12 protein-coding genes are annotated in these 18,844 nt (G+C 59.7%); 8 read left to right on the top strand and 4 right to left on the bottom strand.

Going from position 1 to position 18,844, the window contains the following annotated elements; all coding sequences use genetic code 11:
- Nucleotides 1–19 precede the first annotated feature (19 nt).
- The 3 genes from ACOIX3_RS08415 to ACOIX3_RS08405 all read left to right on the top strand — a co-directional run bounded on the left by ACOIX3_RS08415 (nucleotide 20) and on the right by ACOIX3_RS08405 (nucleotide 2,622).
- Nucleotides 20–274, top strand: a complete 255-nt coding sequence (locus ACOIX3_RS08415) for a helix-turn-helix domain-containing protein (protein ID WP_420969343.1) — start codon at nucleotides 20–22, stop codon at nucleotides 272–274.
- Nucleotides 274–1,584, top strand: coding sequence for a type II toxin-antitoxin system HipA family toxin (locus ACOIX3_RS08410; RefSeq protein ID WP_420969342.1), 1,311 nt, complete (start codon nucleotides 274–276; stop codon nucleotides 1,582–1,584). The genes ACOIX3_RS08415 and ACOIX3_RS08410 overlap by 1 nt, the downstream gene beginning before the upstream one ends.
- 89 nt (nucleotides 1,585–1,673) lie before the next feature.
- A protein-coding gene (locus ACOIX3_RS08405; protein ID WP_420969341.1) for an IS630 family transposase occupies nucleotides 1,674–2,622 on the top strand; the annotation gives its coding sequence in 2 pieces (ribosomal slippage) (nucleotides 1,674–2,009 and nucleotides 2,011–2,622; 948 coding nt in all).
- A gap of 735 nt (nucleotides 2,623–3,357) precedes the next feature.
- Here ACOIX3_RS08405 and ACOIX3_RS08400 read toward each other — a convergent pair.
- On the bottom strand, nucleotides 3,358–4,266 hold the full coding sequence (locus ACOIX3_RS08400; RefSeq protein ID WP_420969340.1) for a tyrosine-type recombinase/integrase: 909 nt from the start codon (nucleotides 4,264–4,266) through the stop codon (nucleotides 3,358–3,360).
- A 138-nt stretch (nucleotides 4,267–4,404) separates the two neighbouring features.
- Here ACOIX3_RS08400 and ACOIX3_RS08395 point away from each other — a divergent pair, with 138 nt between their 5' ends.
- Nucleotides 4,405–5,397 carry a hypothetical protein gene (locus ACOIX3_RS08395; protein ID WP_420969339.1) on the top strand — a complete coding sequence of 331 codons (993 nt, stop codon included), beginning with the start codon at nucleotides 4,405–4,407 and terminating at the stop codon, nucleotides 5,395–5,397.
- Here the strand turns inward: ACOIX3_RS08395 and ACOIX3_RS08390 are convergent.
- The 3 genes from ACOIX3_RS08390 to ACOIX3_RS08380 all read right to left on the bottom strand — a co-directional run bounded on the left by ACOIX3_RS08390 (nucleotide 5,360) and on the right by ACOIX3_RS08380 (nucleotide 9,917).
- Nucleotides 5,360–6,079 carry a methyltransferase domain-containing protein gene (locus ACOIX3_RS08390; RefSeq protein WP_420969338.1) on the bottom strand — a complete coding sequence of 240 codons (720 nt, stop codon included), beginning with the start codon at nucleotides 6,077–6,079 and terminating at the stop codon, nucleotides 5,360–5,362. The genes ACOIX3_RS08395 and ACOIX3_RS08390 overlap by 38 nt on opposite strands.
- A gap of 380 nt (nucleotides 6,080–6,459) precedes the next feature.
- Nucleotides 6,460–8,919, bottom strand: a complete 2,460-nt coding sequence (locus ACOIX3_RS08385) for a S8 family peptidase (RefSeq protein ID WP_420969337.1) — start codon at nucleotides 8,917–8,919, stop codon at nucleotides 6,460–6,462.
- 14 nt (nucleotides 8,920–8,933) lie between these two features.
- Complete coding sequence (locus tag ACOIX3_RS08380) at nucleotides 8,934–9,917, bottom strand: AAA family ATPase (RefSeq protein WP_420969336.1); 984 nt, start codon at nucleotides 9,915–9,917, stop codon at nucleotides 8,934–8,936.
- 534 nt (nucleotides 9,918–10,451) lie between these two features.
- On the opposite strand from ACOIX3_RS08380, the gene ACOIX3_RS08375 reads away from it, so the two are divergent.
- The 4 genes from ACOIX3_RS08375 to ACOIX3_RS08360 are packed head-to-tail and all read left to right on the top strand — an operon-like array spanning nucleotide 10,452 to nucleotide 18,617.
- The gene (locus ACOIX3_RS08375; RefSeq protein WP_420969335.1) at nucleotides 10,452–11,972 is read left to right on the top strand and encodes a TIGR02677 family protein; all 1,521 of its coding nucleotides are present in this window, start codon (nucleotides 10,452–10,454) and stop codon (nucleotides 11,970–11,972) included.
- A complete protein-coding gene (locus ACOIX3_RS08370; RefSeq protein WP_420969334.1) occupies nucleotides 11,969–13,276 on the top strand; it encodes a TIGR02678 family protein in 1,308 nt (435 codons plus the stop codon). The genes ACOIX3_RS08375 and ACOIX3_RS08370 overlap by 4 nt, the downstream gene beginning before the upstream one ends.
- On the top strand, nucleotides 13,273–17,403 hold the full coding sequence (locus ACOIX3_RS08365; protein WP_420969333.1) for a TIGR02680 family protein: 4,131 nt from the start codon (nucleotides 13,273–13,275) through the stop codon (nucleotides 17,401–17,403). Before ACOIX3_RS08370 ends, ACOIX3_RS08365 begins: the two co-directional genes overlap by 4 nt.
- Nucleotides 17,400–18,617 carry a TIGR02679 family protein gene (locus ACOIX3_RS08360; RefSeq protein WP_420969332.1) on the top strand — a complete coding sequence of 406 codons (1,218 nt, stop codon included), beginning with the start codon at nucleotides 17,400–17,402 and terminating at the stop codon, nucleotides 18,615–18,617. The genes ACOIX3_RS08365 and ACOIX3_RS08360 overlap by 4 nt, the downstream gene beginning before the upstream one ends.
- Nucleotides 18,618–18,844: the final 227 nt, after the last annotated feature.

The following is an 18,844-nucleotide window of genomic DNA, read 5'->3' as shown; positions in this document are numbered from 1 at the left end:
TCTTGTCGAGGAGGTGGGGATGACCCAACAAATCGCACGAACAGAAAAGCAGCTCGGCGCCATCCTGCGCCGGGCTCGCAAAAAGGTCGGGCTGACGCAATCCGATCTCGGGAAAGTCATACATCTGCGCCAAGCGACGGTGTCCCGGCTCGAAGGAGGGGCACCGGCCATTCAGCTGCACACCGTCATGGAAGCATTGGCCGCGCTTGATCTTGAGCTGGTCGTTCGCCCGCGGAGCAAAGCCAGTGCAGCCGATATCGAGGATATCTTCTGATGGCCCGTCCGCGAGCCAATGAGCCGTTGAACGTGTTCGTGAACGGACGCCAGGCAGGGGTACTCAACCGCGAGTCCAGCGGGGCTATCGATTTCCGATACGATCCAGCCTGGCTCGCCTGGCAATCGACTTTCCCGATTTCGCTGTCATTGCCGCTCCGTGAAGATCGGTACATCGGCGCAGTGGTGACCAGTGTCTTCGACAATCTATTGCCGGATAGCGAGCAAATACGCAGGCGTGTTGCGGAGCGCGTCGGAGCCAATGGTACCGACGCCTACAGTATGCTTTTGTCCCTCGGCCACGACTGCGTTGGCGCTCTCCAATTTTTGCCGGAAGGCATCGATCCGGGCCCGGCGGGAAAGACCGATGGCACATATGTGAGCGATGAGGACATTAGCAAACTCATTCAAAACCTGGCCACAGCGCCGCTTGGCCTTAGCGAGGACGAGGATTTTCGTATCTCGCTGGCTGGCGCTCAAGAAAAGACGGCTCTGCTGCGCCGAAGCGGCAAATGGTACAAACCGTCCGGGACAACGGCGACAACCCATATTCTGAAGCCGCAGATCGGTCGCTTACCAAATGGGGTTGATCTCTCAAACAGCGTCGAGAACGAGTATTTCTGTCTCAAGCTGATCAAGGCGCTTGGCATACCGGCTGCCAATGCAGAGATTGCCGACTTCGGCGGTCGGCGCACACTCATCGTCGAGCGCTTTGACCGCCGCTGGACTCAGGACAAACGTTTGCTCCGGCTTCCGCAAGAAGACTGCTGCCAAGCGCTTTCCGTCCCGCCGACGCGAAAATATCAATCCGACGGCGGTCCCGGCATGAAGGAAATCTTTGATCTGCTAAAAGGCAGCGATTCTCCCGCTGAAGATATCGCGGTCTTCATGCGCGCGGGGATCGTATTTTGGCTGATCGGCGCGACGGATGCCCACGGCAAAAACTTCAGCGTCTTCCTCCATCCCGGCGGACGTTTCCGTCTCACGCCCCTTTATGACGTGTTGAGTGCGCAGCCGAGCCTCGATGCAAAGCAAATCCAACCCAAGGCATTCAAACTCGCCATGTCGGTCGGCAAGAGCCGCCACTATACCGTAAATGAGGTGCTGCCGCGGCACTTCATCCAGACGGCAGAAATGTCGGGCGTCGGGATCGCCGTCGTGCGCACGATTTTTGATGATTTAACCGCGACATTCGAGGCGAACTTCGAGGAGGTCGTCAAAGCTCTGCCTACAGGCTTCCCGAGAAACCTCACGGAATCGATCCGGATCGCGGCTCTGCATCGCATCAAACTCATCAACGAAGCGAACTAGAGCGGTTCACGAAATTACTGAATCTGGAGGGATTCCGGTTCAGCGGCGAATATGATTCAAGATGCTGTCTGGATTGGAGGCCAGCATCGATGGTCAGACCCCTTTCCAATGACCTGCGGAAGCGGGTGGTTGCGGCGGTATCGAAGGGTGAGAGTTGCCGGTCAGCGGCCTTGCGTTTTGGCGTCGCCGTGTCCTCGGTGGTGAAGTGGTCGCAGCGTTATCGGGCGACCGGCTCTGTCAAGCCGGACAGGATGGGCCGACAGCGCAAGTCTGTGCTGGATCCGCATGGCGACTTCATCAAGGAGCGGGTCAGGCACACCCCGCATTTGACGCTGCACGCGCTGAAGGACGAGTTGGCGGCGCGCGGGGTCGCGGTGTCGCATAATGCGGTGTGGCTGTTCATGCGCCGCGAGGGGCTGCGGTTCAAAAAAAACGCTGTTCGCTCTTGAACAAGGCCGCTTTGATGTGGTCCGCCGCCGGCAACGCTGGCGATCGTGGCAGGCTGGTCTTGATCCTCAGCGCCTCGTCTTCATCGACGAGACCTGGATTAAGACCAACATGGCTCCGCTGCGCGGATGGGCACCGAAAGGAACTCGTCTTCGCGGCTTCGCACCACATGGCCACTGGCGCACGATGACCTTCCTTGGCGCGCTGCGTTACGACCGTCTCGCGGCTCCCTGCCTGTTCGACGGGCCGATCAACGGGGAATGCTTCCGCGCCTATGTCGAGCAGATCCTGCTGCCATCGCTGAAGCTTGGCGACGTCGTCATCATGGACAATCTCGGCAGCCACAAGTCGGCCGCGCTCCGCTGCATCCTCAAGGCCGCCGGAGCAAGGCTTTGGTATCTGCCACCTTACTCGCCTGACCTCAATCCGATCGAGCAGACCTTCGCCAAGATCAAGCACTGGATGCGCGCCGCCCAAAAACGCACCATTGACGAGATCAGCCGCCACCTCGGCGAACTCATCCAAACCATCCAGCCAGACGAATGCAAAAACTACTTCGCCAACGCCGGATACGCTTCAATAAAAACGTGAAACGCTCTAGGCTGGCCGACTGCCGGTCGATGGCCGCCCGCTCTATGGTGATGCGCTGGCCGAAGCTGGTGTGCGTCTGGGGAAAGCAGTTCACAGGTTGTTGGCGGGACGGTTCAGATATCGGCCGATCCAGTCGATTCGGTCGGGCCAAGATCGCCGACACCAGCAGCGGGTCACTTTCGCCGACCATGCGAGCGATTCCAGAGCTCACAGAAATGCCGAGAGCTGCTCTATGCCTCCGAAGATCGGGCCGTCGTCTGAGCCGAACAGCGCGGCGAGGCTCGGGCAGGTGCGATGATGCGGCACAGATCGGATCTCGCAATGATAGCTTGGGCTTCACGCCGATCGCCCGTCTAGCCGTCGACGCCGCGCCGTAATCGATTCTTTGGTAAGCATCCGACCCTGCCCCGCGCGGGGGGTCGGCCCCTATGATCGTCCTCCCGACACCTAGCCGACACCGGTGCGTTGAGAGCTGAGATGGACGCCCGCCTCCTCGAGCGCAACGCGGTCGAGCCAACGTCTCACATGGCAGTAGACAACCGGAAGATAGCCTCTAAGGATGGGCCGCGGGTGTATTATTACGGTTTCACCCCATCACTGCGCGCCCACCGGCGCGGCGAAAGTGGAAGCAGTGCTTCGCCGAAACCCAATGATGAACGCCCATGATCTGGCGCCTCAACATAGCCGCACACTTTCAATCGTCTGGCGACTACATCTCCTCCGCGCTTCGACGGGCTATGTTACCAGATTGGCCAGCACATCAGCCCTTTCCAAACTAGCTCTTAACGCTTCATCTGACACATGGGTATAAATTTCGGTCGTCGATATGCTCGAATGTCCAAGTAGCTTTTGAACGAACCGAATATCAACGCCACGCTCGATCAATAGAGTTGCGGCCGTATGGCGTAACATGTGCGGCGTGATACGACGTCTGTTGCTTGATACTTCAGAATAACGACGAAGCGCTCTTCGAATCGATTGGGGTCTCATCGGCCGCTTAAGTCGGTTCAAAAACAGATGCGCAACCTTGCTCCGCTCTTTCGCGCGACACTCCAGCAGCTGCACGAGCTCAGACTGAAGCACCGCATCGGAGACATAAACATGCCGGTCTCTCGCTCCCTTGCCGCGAATCCTAACGCGCGTTCCTTCTGGGGCGATATCAGAAATGCGTATCTTGCAAAGCTCACCCACTCTTATGCCGGTTGCAATCATTAGGCGAGCCCCGATTAGAACCGGCCTGATGGAACTGGTGACCTTCCCGCGTGTGCTTGCCAAGCTTGACAATACGCCTCGAACTTCTGAGCGCGAGAGACAGCGGGGCAGTCCCTTGCGGCGCGGAAGTTCAAGACGCCATCCATGAAACGGATCTGCCGCCTGGGCCAAAGCGGCCGTCCGTCGAAAGAATGTGCGCAGACAAGCGAAGCGTCGACGCGCAGTTGAAATCGAAAGCCTTCGACGCTCCAACAGATCGGAGAGGTAAGCGCCGAGATCCGCACTGGCTATCGAAGACACTGAACGATCGACACCCACGAAACGATGAAAATCGTTCAGATCCGCAGCATAGGCTTCGAGGCTGTGCGTGGACAGCTGTCGTTCGATCGCACAATACCGCAAGTAGTCGGTAACTGCTGAGCTGATCAGCATCAGAAGCACACTCCATTACACAATTCAGCCAGTCTCTATCGCAAAGACAGCCCGAATTGGCATGGGCTCAAACTCCTTCATGGTAAACGCGATCACAATTTGCGACTGAAAGGCACATAACTCGGAATTATTGACGCTATGGAGCTCAAGGCGATCGACAGGACGGACCGGGGCGTCCGTCGGCTTAACGCGGCTCTCAGCATCTATCGAGAAACCATATTGGCCGAGGCGCAAAATCCGGAACGCCAGATACTCTATTGGATCGACCATAGCCGTGAGACGCTGGCGGACGAATTTCGCTGCTTTGCGATTCAGAACGAAGGCGACGTGATCGGGTACTTGCAGTACAGTTACTTCCGGGAAGAGCACATTTTCTTCTTTGAGTATCTCTGCCTAAGGGACCAGACCCGTCCAGGTCTGCTGCCGAGTGATGCAGTCGAGAGCATCAGGGATCACTTGGCCCAGAACTACCGGCCCGAGTTCAGCATCGTCTTTGAGGTTGCTAGAAAGCGAAGCGCCTCGGACGAATGGACCGCGGACAAGAAACTGATTTCGTATTTTAAGCGGTTAGGCTTTAGAAGCGTTGATTTTGCTTATAGGTATCCGGTCCTGCAAAGCTATGACGGCGCGGTCAGCTATCCCGCGGACTTGATGGTCTCGTTGCCTAGCGGACGTAAGGATTTATCCTCTTTCGAAGTCAGGACCATTCTTCGATGCATCTACTACAAACACTACCTGCGTTGGGATCGTCCCTTCCTCGATGCCGAAAGCTTCCGCAAACGAGAACTCCTGATCAATGAATTGTACTCGTCTGAAGTCTCCAAAATAGGCGGAGACGATACATTCGGAACACAAGGGGATGACCGGCGCTCGTTGCTCACCCGTATCGCGAAGCGTCAACCGCAGATCACTGCTTTGCTAGGAAAGATATTTGGGCCAAAGATGCCCAGGGTTCTGGTCGTCATGCTAGTCATGCTGGGGGCGCAATCGCTGTTGGGCAGCAGTTGGATGCTCGTTCCGTTTGTGCTCGCTGTAGCTGCGGTCTATTGTCTTGGGGAGGACACGGATACATCCAGACGCCTTCTTCTAGTGATCATCTCGCGGATGTCTCTTTCACGGCAACGATCGTGAGTACATCAGCCCATGCCGACGGAAGTCTCACCATTTCAAGCCATCTTTGCACCATGAGCGCTCGCGCCTCGTTGGCCCCCAGACGTTTTGCTACCGCAGACCACGTATGGATTCCGTGTGTTTGACGAATTCCAAAGCCGTTAGCCTCAAGAAGTCCTCGAATGTATGAGGGACTGTAACGCCAGACTTTTTCGGACGAGCCGTTGTACTGATCCGTCAGAATATCCGCGGCTCGCCCAAAGAGGTCAGTACGCCAATGGACGATGCTGTGCGTGCTTCCAAAATCGAATACCAGATGTCCCTTCGGAGATAGGATGCGAGCGAATTCGCGAAGGGCAGCAGCTGGATCGCAATAAGACAGAACCTCGCCGACACATACGACGCACTCGAAGACTGCCTCCCCGAAGGGCAACTGTTCTATTGAAGCACAGACTGCGTTTTTGCGTCCCTTCATGGGAGCGGCAAAGAGATCCACAAAGAACTGGTCTTCAGAGGGGACCGGAATCGCATACACTCCGGCGCCAGCGTTTAGGACGCGGACACCAGACAAACCAATGCCGGGGAGAACGTTCGCCAGAAGACTGGCCGTCCTCAGCCCGGTGTAAGTGTGCCACGGATCCTCTTCGATACTATCGACGTCATAGCGGTTCCGTAATTCGTCGCGCCTGAATTCTGCGGTCACCTGTGTAGCGTCGATAATTCCGAGTTATGTGCTGTTAGAGATGCCGAATTGGCCGCTCCGAAAGCACCGATACTAGTAATCCGCGAGGAAAAGGCAATAGAACAACCACTGGTAATGGGAATTGTCTGCCCCTCAGGACTTGATACCAATGAACGTCTGGGTCGAGCCGCCAAGTCTCGGGCTGGCCTTCGCCCGCCACAGGTCACAGCCTTACCGGACCAACAGCAAGATCTCTCACAAGGCCTAGTTCTCCCCCGTCGAACGCGCGTTCGACCTCGCGCGCGCAGCGGAGTAAGCGAACGCTTTGCACCCCCGAAATTGCCACCGCTATCCGTCGGTCGGTAGCGTTTGCAATAGCCCTGTATTCGCGCCGCCACTGGTCATGAAGCAGGTATTGGAATTTCGAGCATGTTGGCGATCGGCGTGTAGATGTCGATGTTGGCTCCCGGCGCTCTCACGGAAACGATCAGGGCATACCGCGCCGAGCGATCCCAACGCTGAAGCGCAGGCTTTTCTTTCCACCAGCCACTGATGGGAAACACCCCGATGGCATCGCGCTCAGCTAGTTCTGCCGCACTTCCGCGCCAGATATCCGAGTGGATCGATCCTTTATCGCGAATCGTGCCGAGTACCCAATTGTCGCCACCTGCCGCGGCTCCAGCCTGCCCCTCCTCTTCCGCCTCCGCAGCCTTGTTGATACGTTGGCGAAACTGCTGAAGACTCTCCAATGACCGCTTCACTGCAAAACGCAGCGAGTGAGATGAATAGCGGTGTCGTCTCGTCCATCCCCGCTCCCCGGGGTTAGGCTCGACGAAATAGGACAAGGTGACCCGCAGCTCAACATCTTGCTCCCCCAACGCTAGCAGCTCGTCTCGGGGCCACGGCAAGCGGTGGAGGTTCATGCTGCGAGTCTTGATGGTCGAACCATCCTTTCGGAACGGGAGAAGCGCATCTTCGACCATCAAGGTCGCATCGTCTGTCGCGCTCATCACTGCGCGACCGATATCAGGGACGCCCCATCCGTATCGGCGAAGCATGGCCGCCTTCTGCGCCTGAGCAGCCCCCTCGATCCTCGCGCGCATCGCAGGCGTCCATTCGGCCGAGTGCACTGCGAGAGCTCGCACGGTCTCTGGCCAGAGCTGGGGCCGAGCCACCAGGATACTGGCGCAGAGATGCGAGCCTAATGCCGCGGCCGCGCTTGTATCGCCAAAAGTCTCGAAGAGACGCATTTGTGGACGATAGTGCGTTGTTACGAGTTGAAGATCATCAATCGCTGAAGCTGCATTGACACCGTCATGGGCAAAGTTGCCACCTTCGAACACGACGTCCGGTCGGATCGGCCACTGACGATCCCAGATACCGGACGTTCGGCTCGCCGGCGATAGTTCGCCGGCTGGGGCCACCGGCTGCCAGCCGTTGAAGTCGGGATGAAAGATGCCGATCTTGTCGGTGTAAGCACCGACAACTAGAGGATTCCACGCCTGAGCAGGGCTCTCGACTTCTTCAAGGTCGTTACGGTCTGGATAGTCCGGAGCTGAAATGTCACCTCGCAGATTCCCGGCAGCGAGCACCATGAGGCGCCGACGGTCGCCGCCTCCATAGCAAAGCTGGTCGACAGCTGCCGACCAGGAAGAAGGGCGACCGCGACCAAGACCGACTTCGCTTGTCACCGCCATGCAGAACACGCGCCGACGACGCGGAGCCTGTGCCTCAGCCTTGCCGATGCCGGCCTCGGTTATTGCTCCATAAAGCTCAGGATCGTTCTGGCCAGCCGGCGGTAGGATTTTGACCGTCTCCAACCGATGGCGCAGATCAACCTGACCACCATGACTAAGCGCCGCTTCAAGATCGCCATAGAGGGCGACGCCTGACATCGACGTGCCGTGGCCGTTCCAGTAAGAGCTGTCACCTACGCCCCAATCGTTGTCATAGGCGTGCTGGTCTACTGCATCCAAGCCTGGCTCGATCAAGGGATGCACCCGGGTCGCTCCACTGTCGAGAAGACAGACTGCCGGGGCCACAGCATCAGGGGCGTCAACCCGGTCAACAAGATTACCCGCCCAATCTGCCTGTTCCACTGGCCGCATCTCGAGGAAAAGCGTCGGCGTGTCCTTTGCAATACGCAGTTCAGCTACGGCGTCGCTATTGTCGACGAGCCTCGCCATCGCTTCTTCGTTGGCGAGCGCCAGGATCACGTCGCGCTCGGGAAAGCTGATGGCATGTTCTTTCAGGGTCACATTGAGGCGTTGTGCGACATGCCTAAGTGTCTCCAGGCGACCATCGCGAACCCATACCTCCCACCATGCTTGACGACCAGCCGTCGGAAAAAGGGATATGTCGTCCGTGAAGAGCGAACGAACAGCTCCAAGGCGGACATCCTCGATTCGAGCGACCAGAGCCTCGTTCCTCGGCTTTCCCGACTTCGTGTTCTTGTCGCGATACGTCTCGACCTTTTTCGCAAAGAACTCGGCTGAACGTTCGGGCACGAAGACGGTGGCCGAAACCATCTCCTGATTATCGGCGACAGCTCTGACGGCGACGAGCTCAATCTCGGCTGGCTTATTTTCAAGACCTTCAACAGCGTCCCGCTGCGCCGCCGGGATCTCGAATTCGAGATAGAACCCTTTCTCGCCTTCAGCGACCGTTTGGTCGCGGGTTCCAAGTTTCTGCCGGGCCTGCTGGACGGCGGCACCGATTGCGTGGCCAAGCTTCTCTGCGTGCTGCGCTCTTACCCGGGCGGGAGGCAGTCCTGTGATGACAATGCGAGGTGATGTGTACGGCTCTGCTTCACCGCCACCCTCAACATGAAAATGCGGCCGATTGCGCGGCGGTCGTGCCATCTATCGTCTGCGCCTCAACTCGTGGCGGCTCTGCGTTCCGCCAATGTCGAGAGCAGTATTGGCGTCCTGATCTCGCTTCTGTCCTCGAGTACTGCGATCTTCGCCGCCTCGTCGGCAGCCCGCGACACTTCCGCCTGGCTCAAACCTACGGTGGCTTCTAAAATCGATGACCAATTGATGTCCGAGAGATCAAATCCCGTCAGATGCGATTCCAATATGCCCCGAGCGATTTCCGGGTCCGGCAATCCATAAACAATGACGTCGTCGAAACGCCGGAAAACGGCTCTGTCCAGCAATTCCGGGTGGTTGGTCGCAGCGACGATCAGGCTCGGGCCGTCATCGTTTTCCAAAAACTGGAGAAATGAATTGAGCACGCGCCGGATCTCACCGACATCGTTCGTGTGCGATCGTTGTGAACCGATCGCATCGAATTCGTCGAAGAAGTATACTCCACGCTGAACTGCAACAGCATCAAATACCAGGCGAAGGCGCGTCGCTGTTTCGCCCATGAGCTTGCCGATCAAGCCTTCATAGAGAACTGTGAACAGCGGCAGCTTCAACTCGCCGGCAAGAGCGGACGCCGTCATCGTCTTGCCTGAACCCGGAGGCCCAATTAACAGCAGCTTCCGTCTAGGCATCAGGCCGCGCGCGCGCAGGCGCTCCTGTTGGCGCTGTTCGGTCAAGACGCGCGCCAAGCGCTCTTTCAGTTCCGGCCCCAACACCATGCTGTTGAGGCGAATATCTGAATATCGCGCCGAAAGCAGGCTGCTGAGTTCGCCTTTTGGCTGCGCTAGAGGAACGGGACCGGCGCCGCGCCGTCCGACATGCGCGGTCTTGCCCTTTGCCGCGTCGATCAGTTCACGCAGTTCCTGGGCGAGTTTGCCGTGTCCTTGCCTCGCCTCATGCGCGGCAAGCTGCGTCGCCACGGAGAGGAAGCGGTCCTCATCTCCGTCGATATGGCTGCGCAGCAACGCGACGATGTGGCGAGCGGTCGACATTATTCCCTACTTCTGGTTCCAGTCCGGAGTTCCTCCAAGACCCGACACTAACGATCAAGGATGGGGCTGTATCGGACAAAAGGGCTTACATCTATTCGACTTCGCCCTGATTTCACAGGATTCGGCGACCCCGGCAGGGCTTTGAGCCTGATCACCAGTCTACCAATGAGTGGTTAAGTGTTTCGGATCCCATCCCTGGACGGCATGCGGTTGAACCTGCCGCGGGCAGAAATATGCACCTTCCGCGATGACAGAACATAACATGAACATTATATCCATTGGTCGTCTTCGGTCAAGAACACCAGCAACGATTGTGCTGGCCAAATGCCCACTGCGGGTGCGGCTCAAATGACTCTTGGGAGGTCGGCGTAAATAATCATGGGTAGCCGTCGCCTGCAGAAGGTCCATGCCAAACCATGCATCACCGATATCGGCCTTTCCTGTGTTTAGCGGTCGTCTAGGGCTAATTTGCTTTGACGGACGCCGCTCACCGGGCCACCATTGCGAGGAATTTCAAGTAGTTATGGGGCATGCATGAGCGGTCAATTCGAGATCGCCACGCATCAGGACCTTTTCCGTCACGTCACCGCCGATAATGCGGCGCTGTACCGGTGCGTCCTGGATGTGTGCGCGGCAGCTGAACGTCAACTGCTGCTTTACGTCCGGCCTTCCGAGATTCTCGCGCAAGCAAAGTGGCTGGGCGAGCCGCCAACCGCGTCCGAACTGGACACCATCCTCGACAAGCTGACCGAGTGGGGAAATCTCGACTGCCAGGCCGACAACTCGCGCGTCACCTCGTTGAGCGGGTTCTATCGCCGCCGCATGCTCTACCGGCTTTCGAAGGGCGGCGTCTCCGTCGAGATGGCGCTCAGCGCCTTCGCCAAGGAGATGCAGCGCCGCGGCGAACTGCAGACGGTCGCGCTTGAAGACATCGGCAAGAGCCTCCTCACGCTGATCCATCTCGGCCGAAGCAACGATCCTGACGTCGCCAAGATCTACGAGACCCTCAACGGTCTGATGACGGTGTTCAACAACATGGCCGAGACCGCGCGAGCCTTCATGGCCGGCGTCCTCCGCGGTGTCGATTTGCAGGACGGCGACGTGGACGCCGTGTTGAACTACAAGCAGCGTCTCATCGAGTACATCCGCCAATTCGTCGGCGACTTGGTTAGCCGAAGCGGTGCGATTTCGGAAGACATCAATGCCCTTCAGTTGCGTATCGACGCGATGCTCCAGTCTGTCGCTCGCCGTCAGGCACGCAACGCACCTCCGGGCGAAGAGCAGGCGGCCTACGAAGTCGAATTGAAGATGTGGGACGAGCGGTGGCAGGGCCTGCGAATGTGGTTCGTCGGCGGGTCGAACGGCGAGCGGTCCCAGAGCGAACAGCTCAGAAGTCGCGCCCGCGCCGCGATTCCGCAACTGCTTGCAGCGATCATCGCGATCAACGAACGCCGAAGCGGCCGCAGCGACCGCTCGGCGGACTTCAAAAGCCTTGCTCACTGGTTCCTCGACTGCGACGGCGACGAAGACGCCCACCGACTTGCACGAGCCGCGTTTGCGCTCAACCCGGCGCGTCACTACGCCGAAAACACCGCAGCTGCTGACGTTACCGGTGTCATTCCGTGGCATAAGGCGCCGTCCATCGTCGTTCCGCTGCGGCTCCGCGAGACCGGCTACAGCATGCCCCGCGGACGGCTCCCGCACGTTCATGATCGAAGCGCCGGACGCAAGAAGCTCGAAGCGCAGGTCGGTGAAGAGCACGCGCAGATCGAGGCAGCCAGACAAAAATTCGCAACCGGGTGCCCCCTGCTCCTCTCGGAGCTCTGGCGTCTAAACTCGCACGAGTTCCGATTTTTCCTCGATCTCTTGGGCGAAGCCATCGCGACCAAGGCCGCCGGCGACGATGGCGTCACCGAGATCCAGTCCAACGACGGCCTCTATCTCATCCGGCTTGAACCGCTCGACGCGGACACGGAAGCCGAGATCGTCACCGAAGACGGCCTGTTTTGCGGCCGCGACCACCGCATCACCATCACGCCGACGGATGCCGCATGAGCGCCGCCTCGTCCACGCGGAATGACGCGGCCGCACAGACCGGCCGCCCTGGTGGACGCGAGATCCTGCGCCAGCAGGAGACGCAGGAACACGCCGAGCGCAGGGAGGCCGTTCGCGCGCTCCTGATGCGCCCGTTACTGACGCCCACAACCGCCGAAGCAAGAGAGGCTCTCCGTCTGGTGCGACGTCACTCCGCATACCTCAGGGAGTGGTTCGCCCGCGAGGCCGGATGGCCGCTGCGCGTGGAGCGCGACTACGCCAGGCTGTGGAAACGCCCGAGCGACACAAGCGATCCGACGCGAGGATGGGCAAGTTTCAACCGCAGGCGCTACGCGATCTTCTGCCTGGTATGCGCGGTGCTCGCGCGGAGCGACCCGCAGATCACCCTTTCAGCCCTGGGTGACCAAATCCTGTCCCTTGCAAAGGATACCGATCTCCTCAGCCGCGGTTTCATTCTCGACATGGCGGACATCCACGACCGACGCAACCTTGCATCGGCCTGCGTCGCGCTCGGCGAACTCGGCGTACTCAACGCCATCGATGGAGACGCCGAGTCATTCGTCAAGTCCGGGCAGTCGGAAGATCGGTCCCGCGACGTCCTCTACGACGTCAATCGCGGACCGCTTGCGAGCATTCTTGCATGCGTGCGGGGGCCATCCACGTGGCCCGAGAACGATGCACCCAAGACAACCATCGATCGGATCTCGGACATTACGGCAGACATTCAGCCGGAGACCGACGAGGGCCGCCGCGATGTCAGCCGGCACCGCATCTCAAGGCGCCTTCTCGACGATCCCGTTGTGTACGACGGCACAATCGACGAGGCCGACATGCAATACTTCATCAATCAGCGCGGCGCGATGGCGAACCGCCTCGCGCTTGGCACCGGCCTTGTCGTCGAACTCCGTTCCGAGGGCCTTGCACTTTGCGATCCAGACGGCAATTGTAGTGACGTCGCGATGCCGGCGGACGGCACCGATGCCCACGTCACGCTCCTTGTGGCCGACCACTTGGCACATGCCGAGAGCGGCGTTCCCGATCGCCTGCAAATCGAAAGGTTCGTGGCTCAATCGGCCAAGCGGTATGGCCGATATTGGCGGCGCAGCGCCCAGGGCGAAGCCGGCGCGCGGGAGCTGACGGCGATTGCCATCCACCGTCTCAGTCAACTCAAGCTCATCACCATCGAAGGCGACAGCATCGAGGTTCTGCCGGCGCTTTCTCGCTACAAACTGGGCGAACCGGACATCAAGCATCGCGATGACAGCGATCGGCTGCCCGACGTTTCCGAGGAGGCCGACGAATGAACTCCGTTCTTCCTTTCAACCCACAAAGCACCGGCCCCGTCCTGCCCCTTCCCGGCAAAAAGCGCTGGCAGCCTTTGCGGACTGGCGTCGTGGAGATATTTTTCTATGACGTGGAGGAATTCTGGTTCATCGACGGACACATCGTGTATCGGGGCAACAACGGCGCTGGCAAGTCCAAACTCTTGGCACTCACGCTACCATTCCTCTTCGATGCCAATCTGAGCCCGTTCCGCGTCGAGCCGGATGGCGATCGAACGAAGAAGATGGCGTGGAATCTCCTCATGGGGAGGCACAAGCGCCGCGTCGGATATGTCTGGGTCGAGTTCGGGCGCGTCGACGAGGAAGGCAACAACCAGTTCGTCACGCTTGCGTGTGGACTGGAAGCGGTCGAAGACCGCGCGAACGTGGAAAGCTGGTTCTTCATCATCGATGGAAGCCGCGTCGGTCAGGATTGCTCGTTCATCACGCCTGAAAGAGCGGTGCTTCGCCGAACGCAGCTGAAAGATGAGCTCGCTGACAAAGGCGGACACTTCTTTGACCGTGCCGACGATTACCGCCGTGCCGTGGATCAAAGACTTTTCCAACTCGGAGAGGAACGTTACCGCATCCTGGTCGACACCCTCATTCAGCTTCGCCATCCGCAGCTTACAAAGACCCCCGACGAGACGCGTCTTTCCAACGCCCTGACTGCCGCCCTACCTCCGGTCGCGGCCGAAATGATCGACACCATTGCGGAAGCCATGAGCCGCCTTGAAGAGGATCGCAGCCAGCTTAAATCCTATGAATTGGTCCACGCCGCCATCGGAAAATTCGAGCGAACCTATCGCCGCTATGCTGGCGCTCGGATTCGTACGTTTGCGCGCGAGGTCCGAGCCGCAAGAACCAAGTTCGAAGAGGCAAGCGCGGAGGTAAACAAGGCCGCCGCGCAATTGGCCTCTGCGCTTCAAGAATCGACATCGGCTGAAACCGCCAACATCAACGCGAAACGCGAAGCCGAAGCGGCGGATGCGGCATACAAGGGCATCCTTCAACATCCCGACGGCCTCAAGGCGGCAGATCTTGCGACCAAACGGATCCTGGCGGAAGAGGCTGAGGGGCGGCTGACTGTATCCGAGAAACGCTCCGCAACGGCGGCTGCAGATCTGAAGACAGAGTCCGAACGCCAGCAAGCGGCAAGGGCCGACCTTGACCGTGCGACGGAAACCCTTGCCGTCAATCGAAGAAAGGCGCTCGATCTCGCCAGATCCGTCGGCATGGTCGCCCAGTTTGAGCATGCGAAGTCCTACTCCGCGTTGCCAAGCGAGCTTGTGCACGATGGACAGACCACTCTCCAATCCGAGCGTGGTAGTCTGCTGACCGCGATCAGGGGCCGCAGAAGCAGCATCGATGCGGTTATCGAGCTGCTTCGCGAAGTCGACAACAAGATTTCGGTGCTGGCGAACGCGGAGCGCGACGAGAATGCGGCCCGTGGCCTCCGTGACGAAGCCGGCAAGACTCTCGCCGCCGCCGAGAATGCGCTGAACGATGAGATCGACGCTCTCGGCGCGGCGTGGCGCCGCCATCTCGGGGACTGCGGGCATCTCATGGCAATAGCGACCGAGGAAGTCGTGGGTGCCCTCGTCGAATGGGCTCACTCGCTCGAAGGCGAAAACCCGGCCGCGCGCGAGCTCATCGCCAAGTGTCGACTTGCATACAAACGGCTCACCGAGGCGCTGGCCGAGCTGAAACATCAGGAGGCTGCGGTACGCGCCGAACTGGACGCCGTGGCAAAGCAGATCGCGGATCTGCAGACTGGCTCATTCGAGCGTCCTGCCATCCCGTACACACGCAAGGCTGATCGCAACGGCCGCCCGGGGCAGGCCTTGTGGCAGGCCGTCGACTTTGTATCGGAGGCCGACGACGGCGTTCGGGCCGGCCTCGAAGCCGCACTTGAGGCATCCGGACTTCTCGACGCGTGGATCCTCCCCGACGGCAGGATGTTCATCGGCGAGATCGAGCATGACGTGTCGCTTGTTTCGAGGCCCTTGGTCACCGGCAGGACCCTCGCCGACTGGCTTGTTTACTGTGGCGAGCCGTCGGTCCAGGATGCCGTCGAGACTTTTCTGTGCGCAGTCTCCTGTACCGACACCGACGACGGCGCCGAGATGTGGGTATCGCCGGCCGGCCATTTCCGCCTCGGCGCACTCTCGGGCACATGGGAGAAATCCCGCGCCACGTACATTGGTCATTCGGCTCGGGAGAGAGCCAGACTGAAAAGGATCGAAGAGCTCGAAGCCACTGCGACCGACCTCAGCGAGCAACTTGCCGGTCTCGAAACCGCGATTACGAGCAATGGCGCCACGACCGAGGCCATCGAACAGGTGGAAAGGACCTGCCCGCCGGACACCAATCTCCGCAAGTCGCACGACACCGTGCGCTCGGCAACCAACGATCTGCACCGGGCAACTGAAAACGTCAGAACAAGGGCAAACGATACCGCGGTCGCACGACAGGCTCTGCACGCGTGCAGGGAGTCCGCCGAGCAGGCGGCACTCGACACCGCTCTTCCATGCGACAAGCGAGCTCTCGAACAGGCCCGCATCGCTTGCGATTCCCTCGGCGACGCGCACCTCATCGTCGTCGAACATTGCTCGAATTCCATCCGCGCCGCGCAAAGCCTTCAAGACACCAACGAGCGTGTGGAAAGCGCCCGCGTTCGCCATCACGCCGCAGCAGAGGACGTCAAGGTCGCGGCGATATCTGCGACATCCGCGCGCGCCGTATACGATGCTCTCAAGGAAAGCGTGGGAGCGTCCTCCGAACAGTGGGAACGTCGCCTCATTGGTGCGCAAAAGCGGCTCGAGGATGCCAAGGCCGACGTGGACAGCACGGACGATCGCCGGCTCTCGGCGGTGGCCGTGCATACCCAGGCCGTCGGTGCACACGAAACTGCGACCCAGGCTCTGGCGATGCGCGTAGAGGAACGGCAGCGAGCGGCAAGCAATCTGCAAACGCTCGCAGCAACAGGTCTGATGGCCGCCGGCGCCCCCAACGTACTGTTCCCCGACACTGGCCGGACATGGACGGTCGACGAGACGCGGGGGCTTGCCGCAGATCTGAATCAAGCGCTCAGCGACATCCGCGACAACGAGTGGGATGGCCTGCAGTCCAAGATCTACGGCGAATACGTCGATCTCCAGAATGCACTCGCTCAACTGGGATACGTCCCCGACAGTAAGAATGTCGAGGGATTCGGTCTAGTGGTCACCATCGCAGTCCAGAACAAGAGCGGACTGTCACCTGCCGAGGTCCTTGCACAGGTCGACACCGAGATCACACAGCGTCGGACCCTTCTCACCGAAAGCGAGACGAAGATTCTAGAGGACCACCTCCAGTCGGAGATGTCCGTCCAAATCCGCAATCTCATTCAGGACGCCGAACAGTATGTCGAAAGGGTCAACGCAGAAATCGAGAAACGTCCGACCTCAACGGGCACCTATTTCCGCCTGAGGTGGATCCCGCTCACTGAAGCGCAAGGTGCTCCTGCCGATCTGGAGGACGCCCGCAAACGTCTCCTCAAGACGAACGCGGATCTGTGGACCGAAAATGACAGGCAAGCCATCGGGGCCATGCTGCAGCGACGCATCGAGGAAGAGCGGCTGAAGGCCGAAGAGTCTGGCGGCAGCAGTCTCCGCGAGCAGCTTTCCGCCGCCCTCGACTATCGCCAGTGGCACCGCTTCGTCGTCGAGCGCAACGCAATGGGCAGGTGGATTTCCATTTCTCAGCCCGCCTCCGGCGGCGAACGTGCGTTGGGTCTCACCATTCCCATGTTCGCAGCCGTCGCAAGCTTCTACGGCGACGAGCACAGCACCCGGCCGCGCCTTGTCCTGCTGGATGAAGCGTACGCCGGCATCGACGACGGCGTCCGGGCGCACTGCATGGGCCTGATCCACGAGTTCGATCTGGACTTCGTTATCACGAGCGAACGCGAATGGGCCTGCTACAAGACGCTGCCGGGCGTCGCGATCTGCCAACTCCAGAGACACGACAAGTTCGACGCCATTCACGTCTCCCGCTGGCGATGGAACGGAAAGACGCGTTCAAGGATGGAAGAACCGGCGCGGCTGATGTTGAACCGTAGCGCATGACGTCGGCCATAGACGAACGCCTGGTCCGGCTCCTCGGCGGCGCCGAGCTTTCCGATCTGCGCGCGCGGCTGCGCAGGCGTTACGAGCTCGGACCGGCCGACGGCAAGCTCCCATCGATCCAGGTCAGCAAGCTGAATGAAGCGGAACGCGCCGCACTCGCGTCCCTGGTCGGTCGCAAAGGCGGCGTGGCGGCTTCAATCTCCATCGACGTCAGCGCAGTCGACCGAGCGCTCTCCGATGCCGGTATCGCACCATCCCTTCGAGCTGCGCTCGAACTTCTTGACGGTCCGATCACCCACCGAGAAACTGAATTGAACAGGATTCGCGACAGTTGGGCGGCCGTTCTGGCCGGCTGCTCGCACGCCGATCTGATCGCCTATTTGGCCTCGCCGCTCAACTTTGGCGTCCTAAAGCGCTTATCAGGCAATCAACCGGATTCCGCGTCCCTTATCTGCAGACAAACCGAAGACATCCTCAGACGGCTTCCCGCTGCGGGAGTACCGCGCGCTCAAATCGCGGCGGAGCATCTCGGAGACGCTCACGGACTGGACAGCGCCCGCCCGGTCGCCACTCTCACGCTCGCCGTCCTTCGAAGCCGCTCATCGACAGACACAGGCGATGACCGCGATACATGGGCTGCGGTCGGCATCCTGGTGAACGAACTCGCCAGGCCTGCCCTGTTCTTGAATGTGCCGTGCAGCGGATTGCCAATCTCGCCAGGAGAACCACAATACGCATCACTGCGGCTTCTCGCACGGCGGCCGCCGGAATGGACGGTGGCGAGCAGATCCATTTTGGTGTGCGAGAACCCGAATCTCGTCGCAATCCTCGCCGACCAGCTCAGGACCGCTTGCCCTCCGGTCGTTTGCGTCGACGGCCACCTCGGCGCGGCTCAGCGGACCATTCTCAAACAGCTCAAAGAATCGGGAGCAGATCTGCGATACCATGGCGACTACGATTGGCCAGGAATTTCGATCGCCAACTACGTGATTGCGAAATACGACGCCGTACCATGGCATTTCTCAGCGGCAGACTACGTCGCCGCCGCCAACAGCGCTCCTCAGTTCGCAATAGCGCTCAGCGGACGGCCCGTCATCGCTTCATGGGATGCTGAGCTCACCACGGCCATGGAAAAGACCGGAATCAAGATCGAGGAGGAGGCCATCGCCGAGCGGATCGTTGACCTTTTGGGCAAAGAGTCGCTACACGCCTGACTAGATCCGAGAACGCACTCCTGTCCGGACGATCGACCGCGAGTGCGTCGACGGTGGAGCAGATCTCATCGGTTCGGCCCCAAGGGAGACAGGGAGACTCCCGCGCACGCGATTGCTCCTCACCGATTTACATGCTTATGGCGATTTCAAGGAAGCTGCATCGGAGATGCAGAGGCGAGCAACGCTAGGCTCGCGTAGTACGAGGCTAAAGTTGAAAACATGGGTTA

It is taken from the genome of Bradyrhizobium sp. B120 (assembly GCF_049075665.1).
In the GTDB taxonomy this organism is placed as follows: Bacteria; Pseudomonadota; Alphaproteobacteria; order Rhizobiales; family Xanthobacteraceae; genus Bradyrhizobium.
Note: the sequence above shows the minus strand (reverse complement) of the source record. Positions and strands in the feature narration are given on the sequence as shown.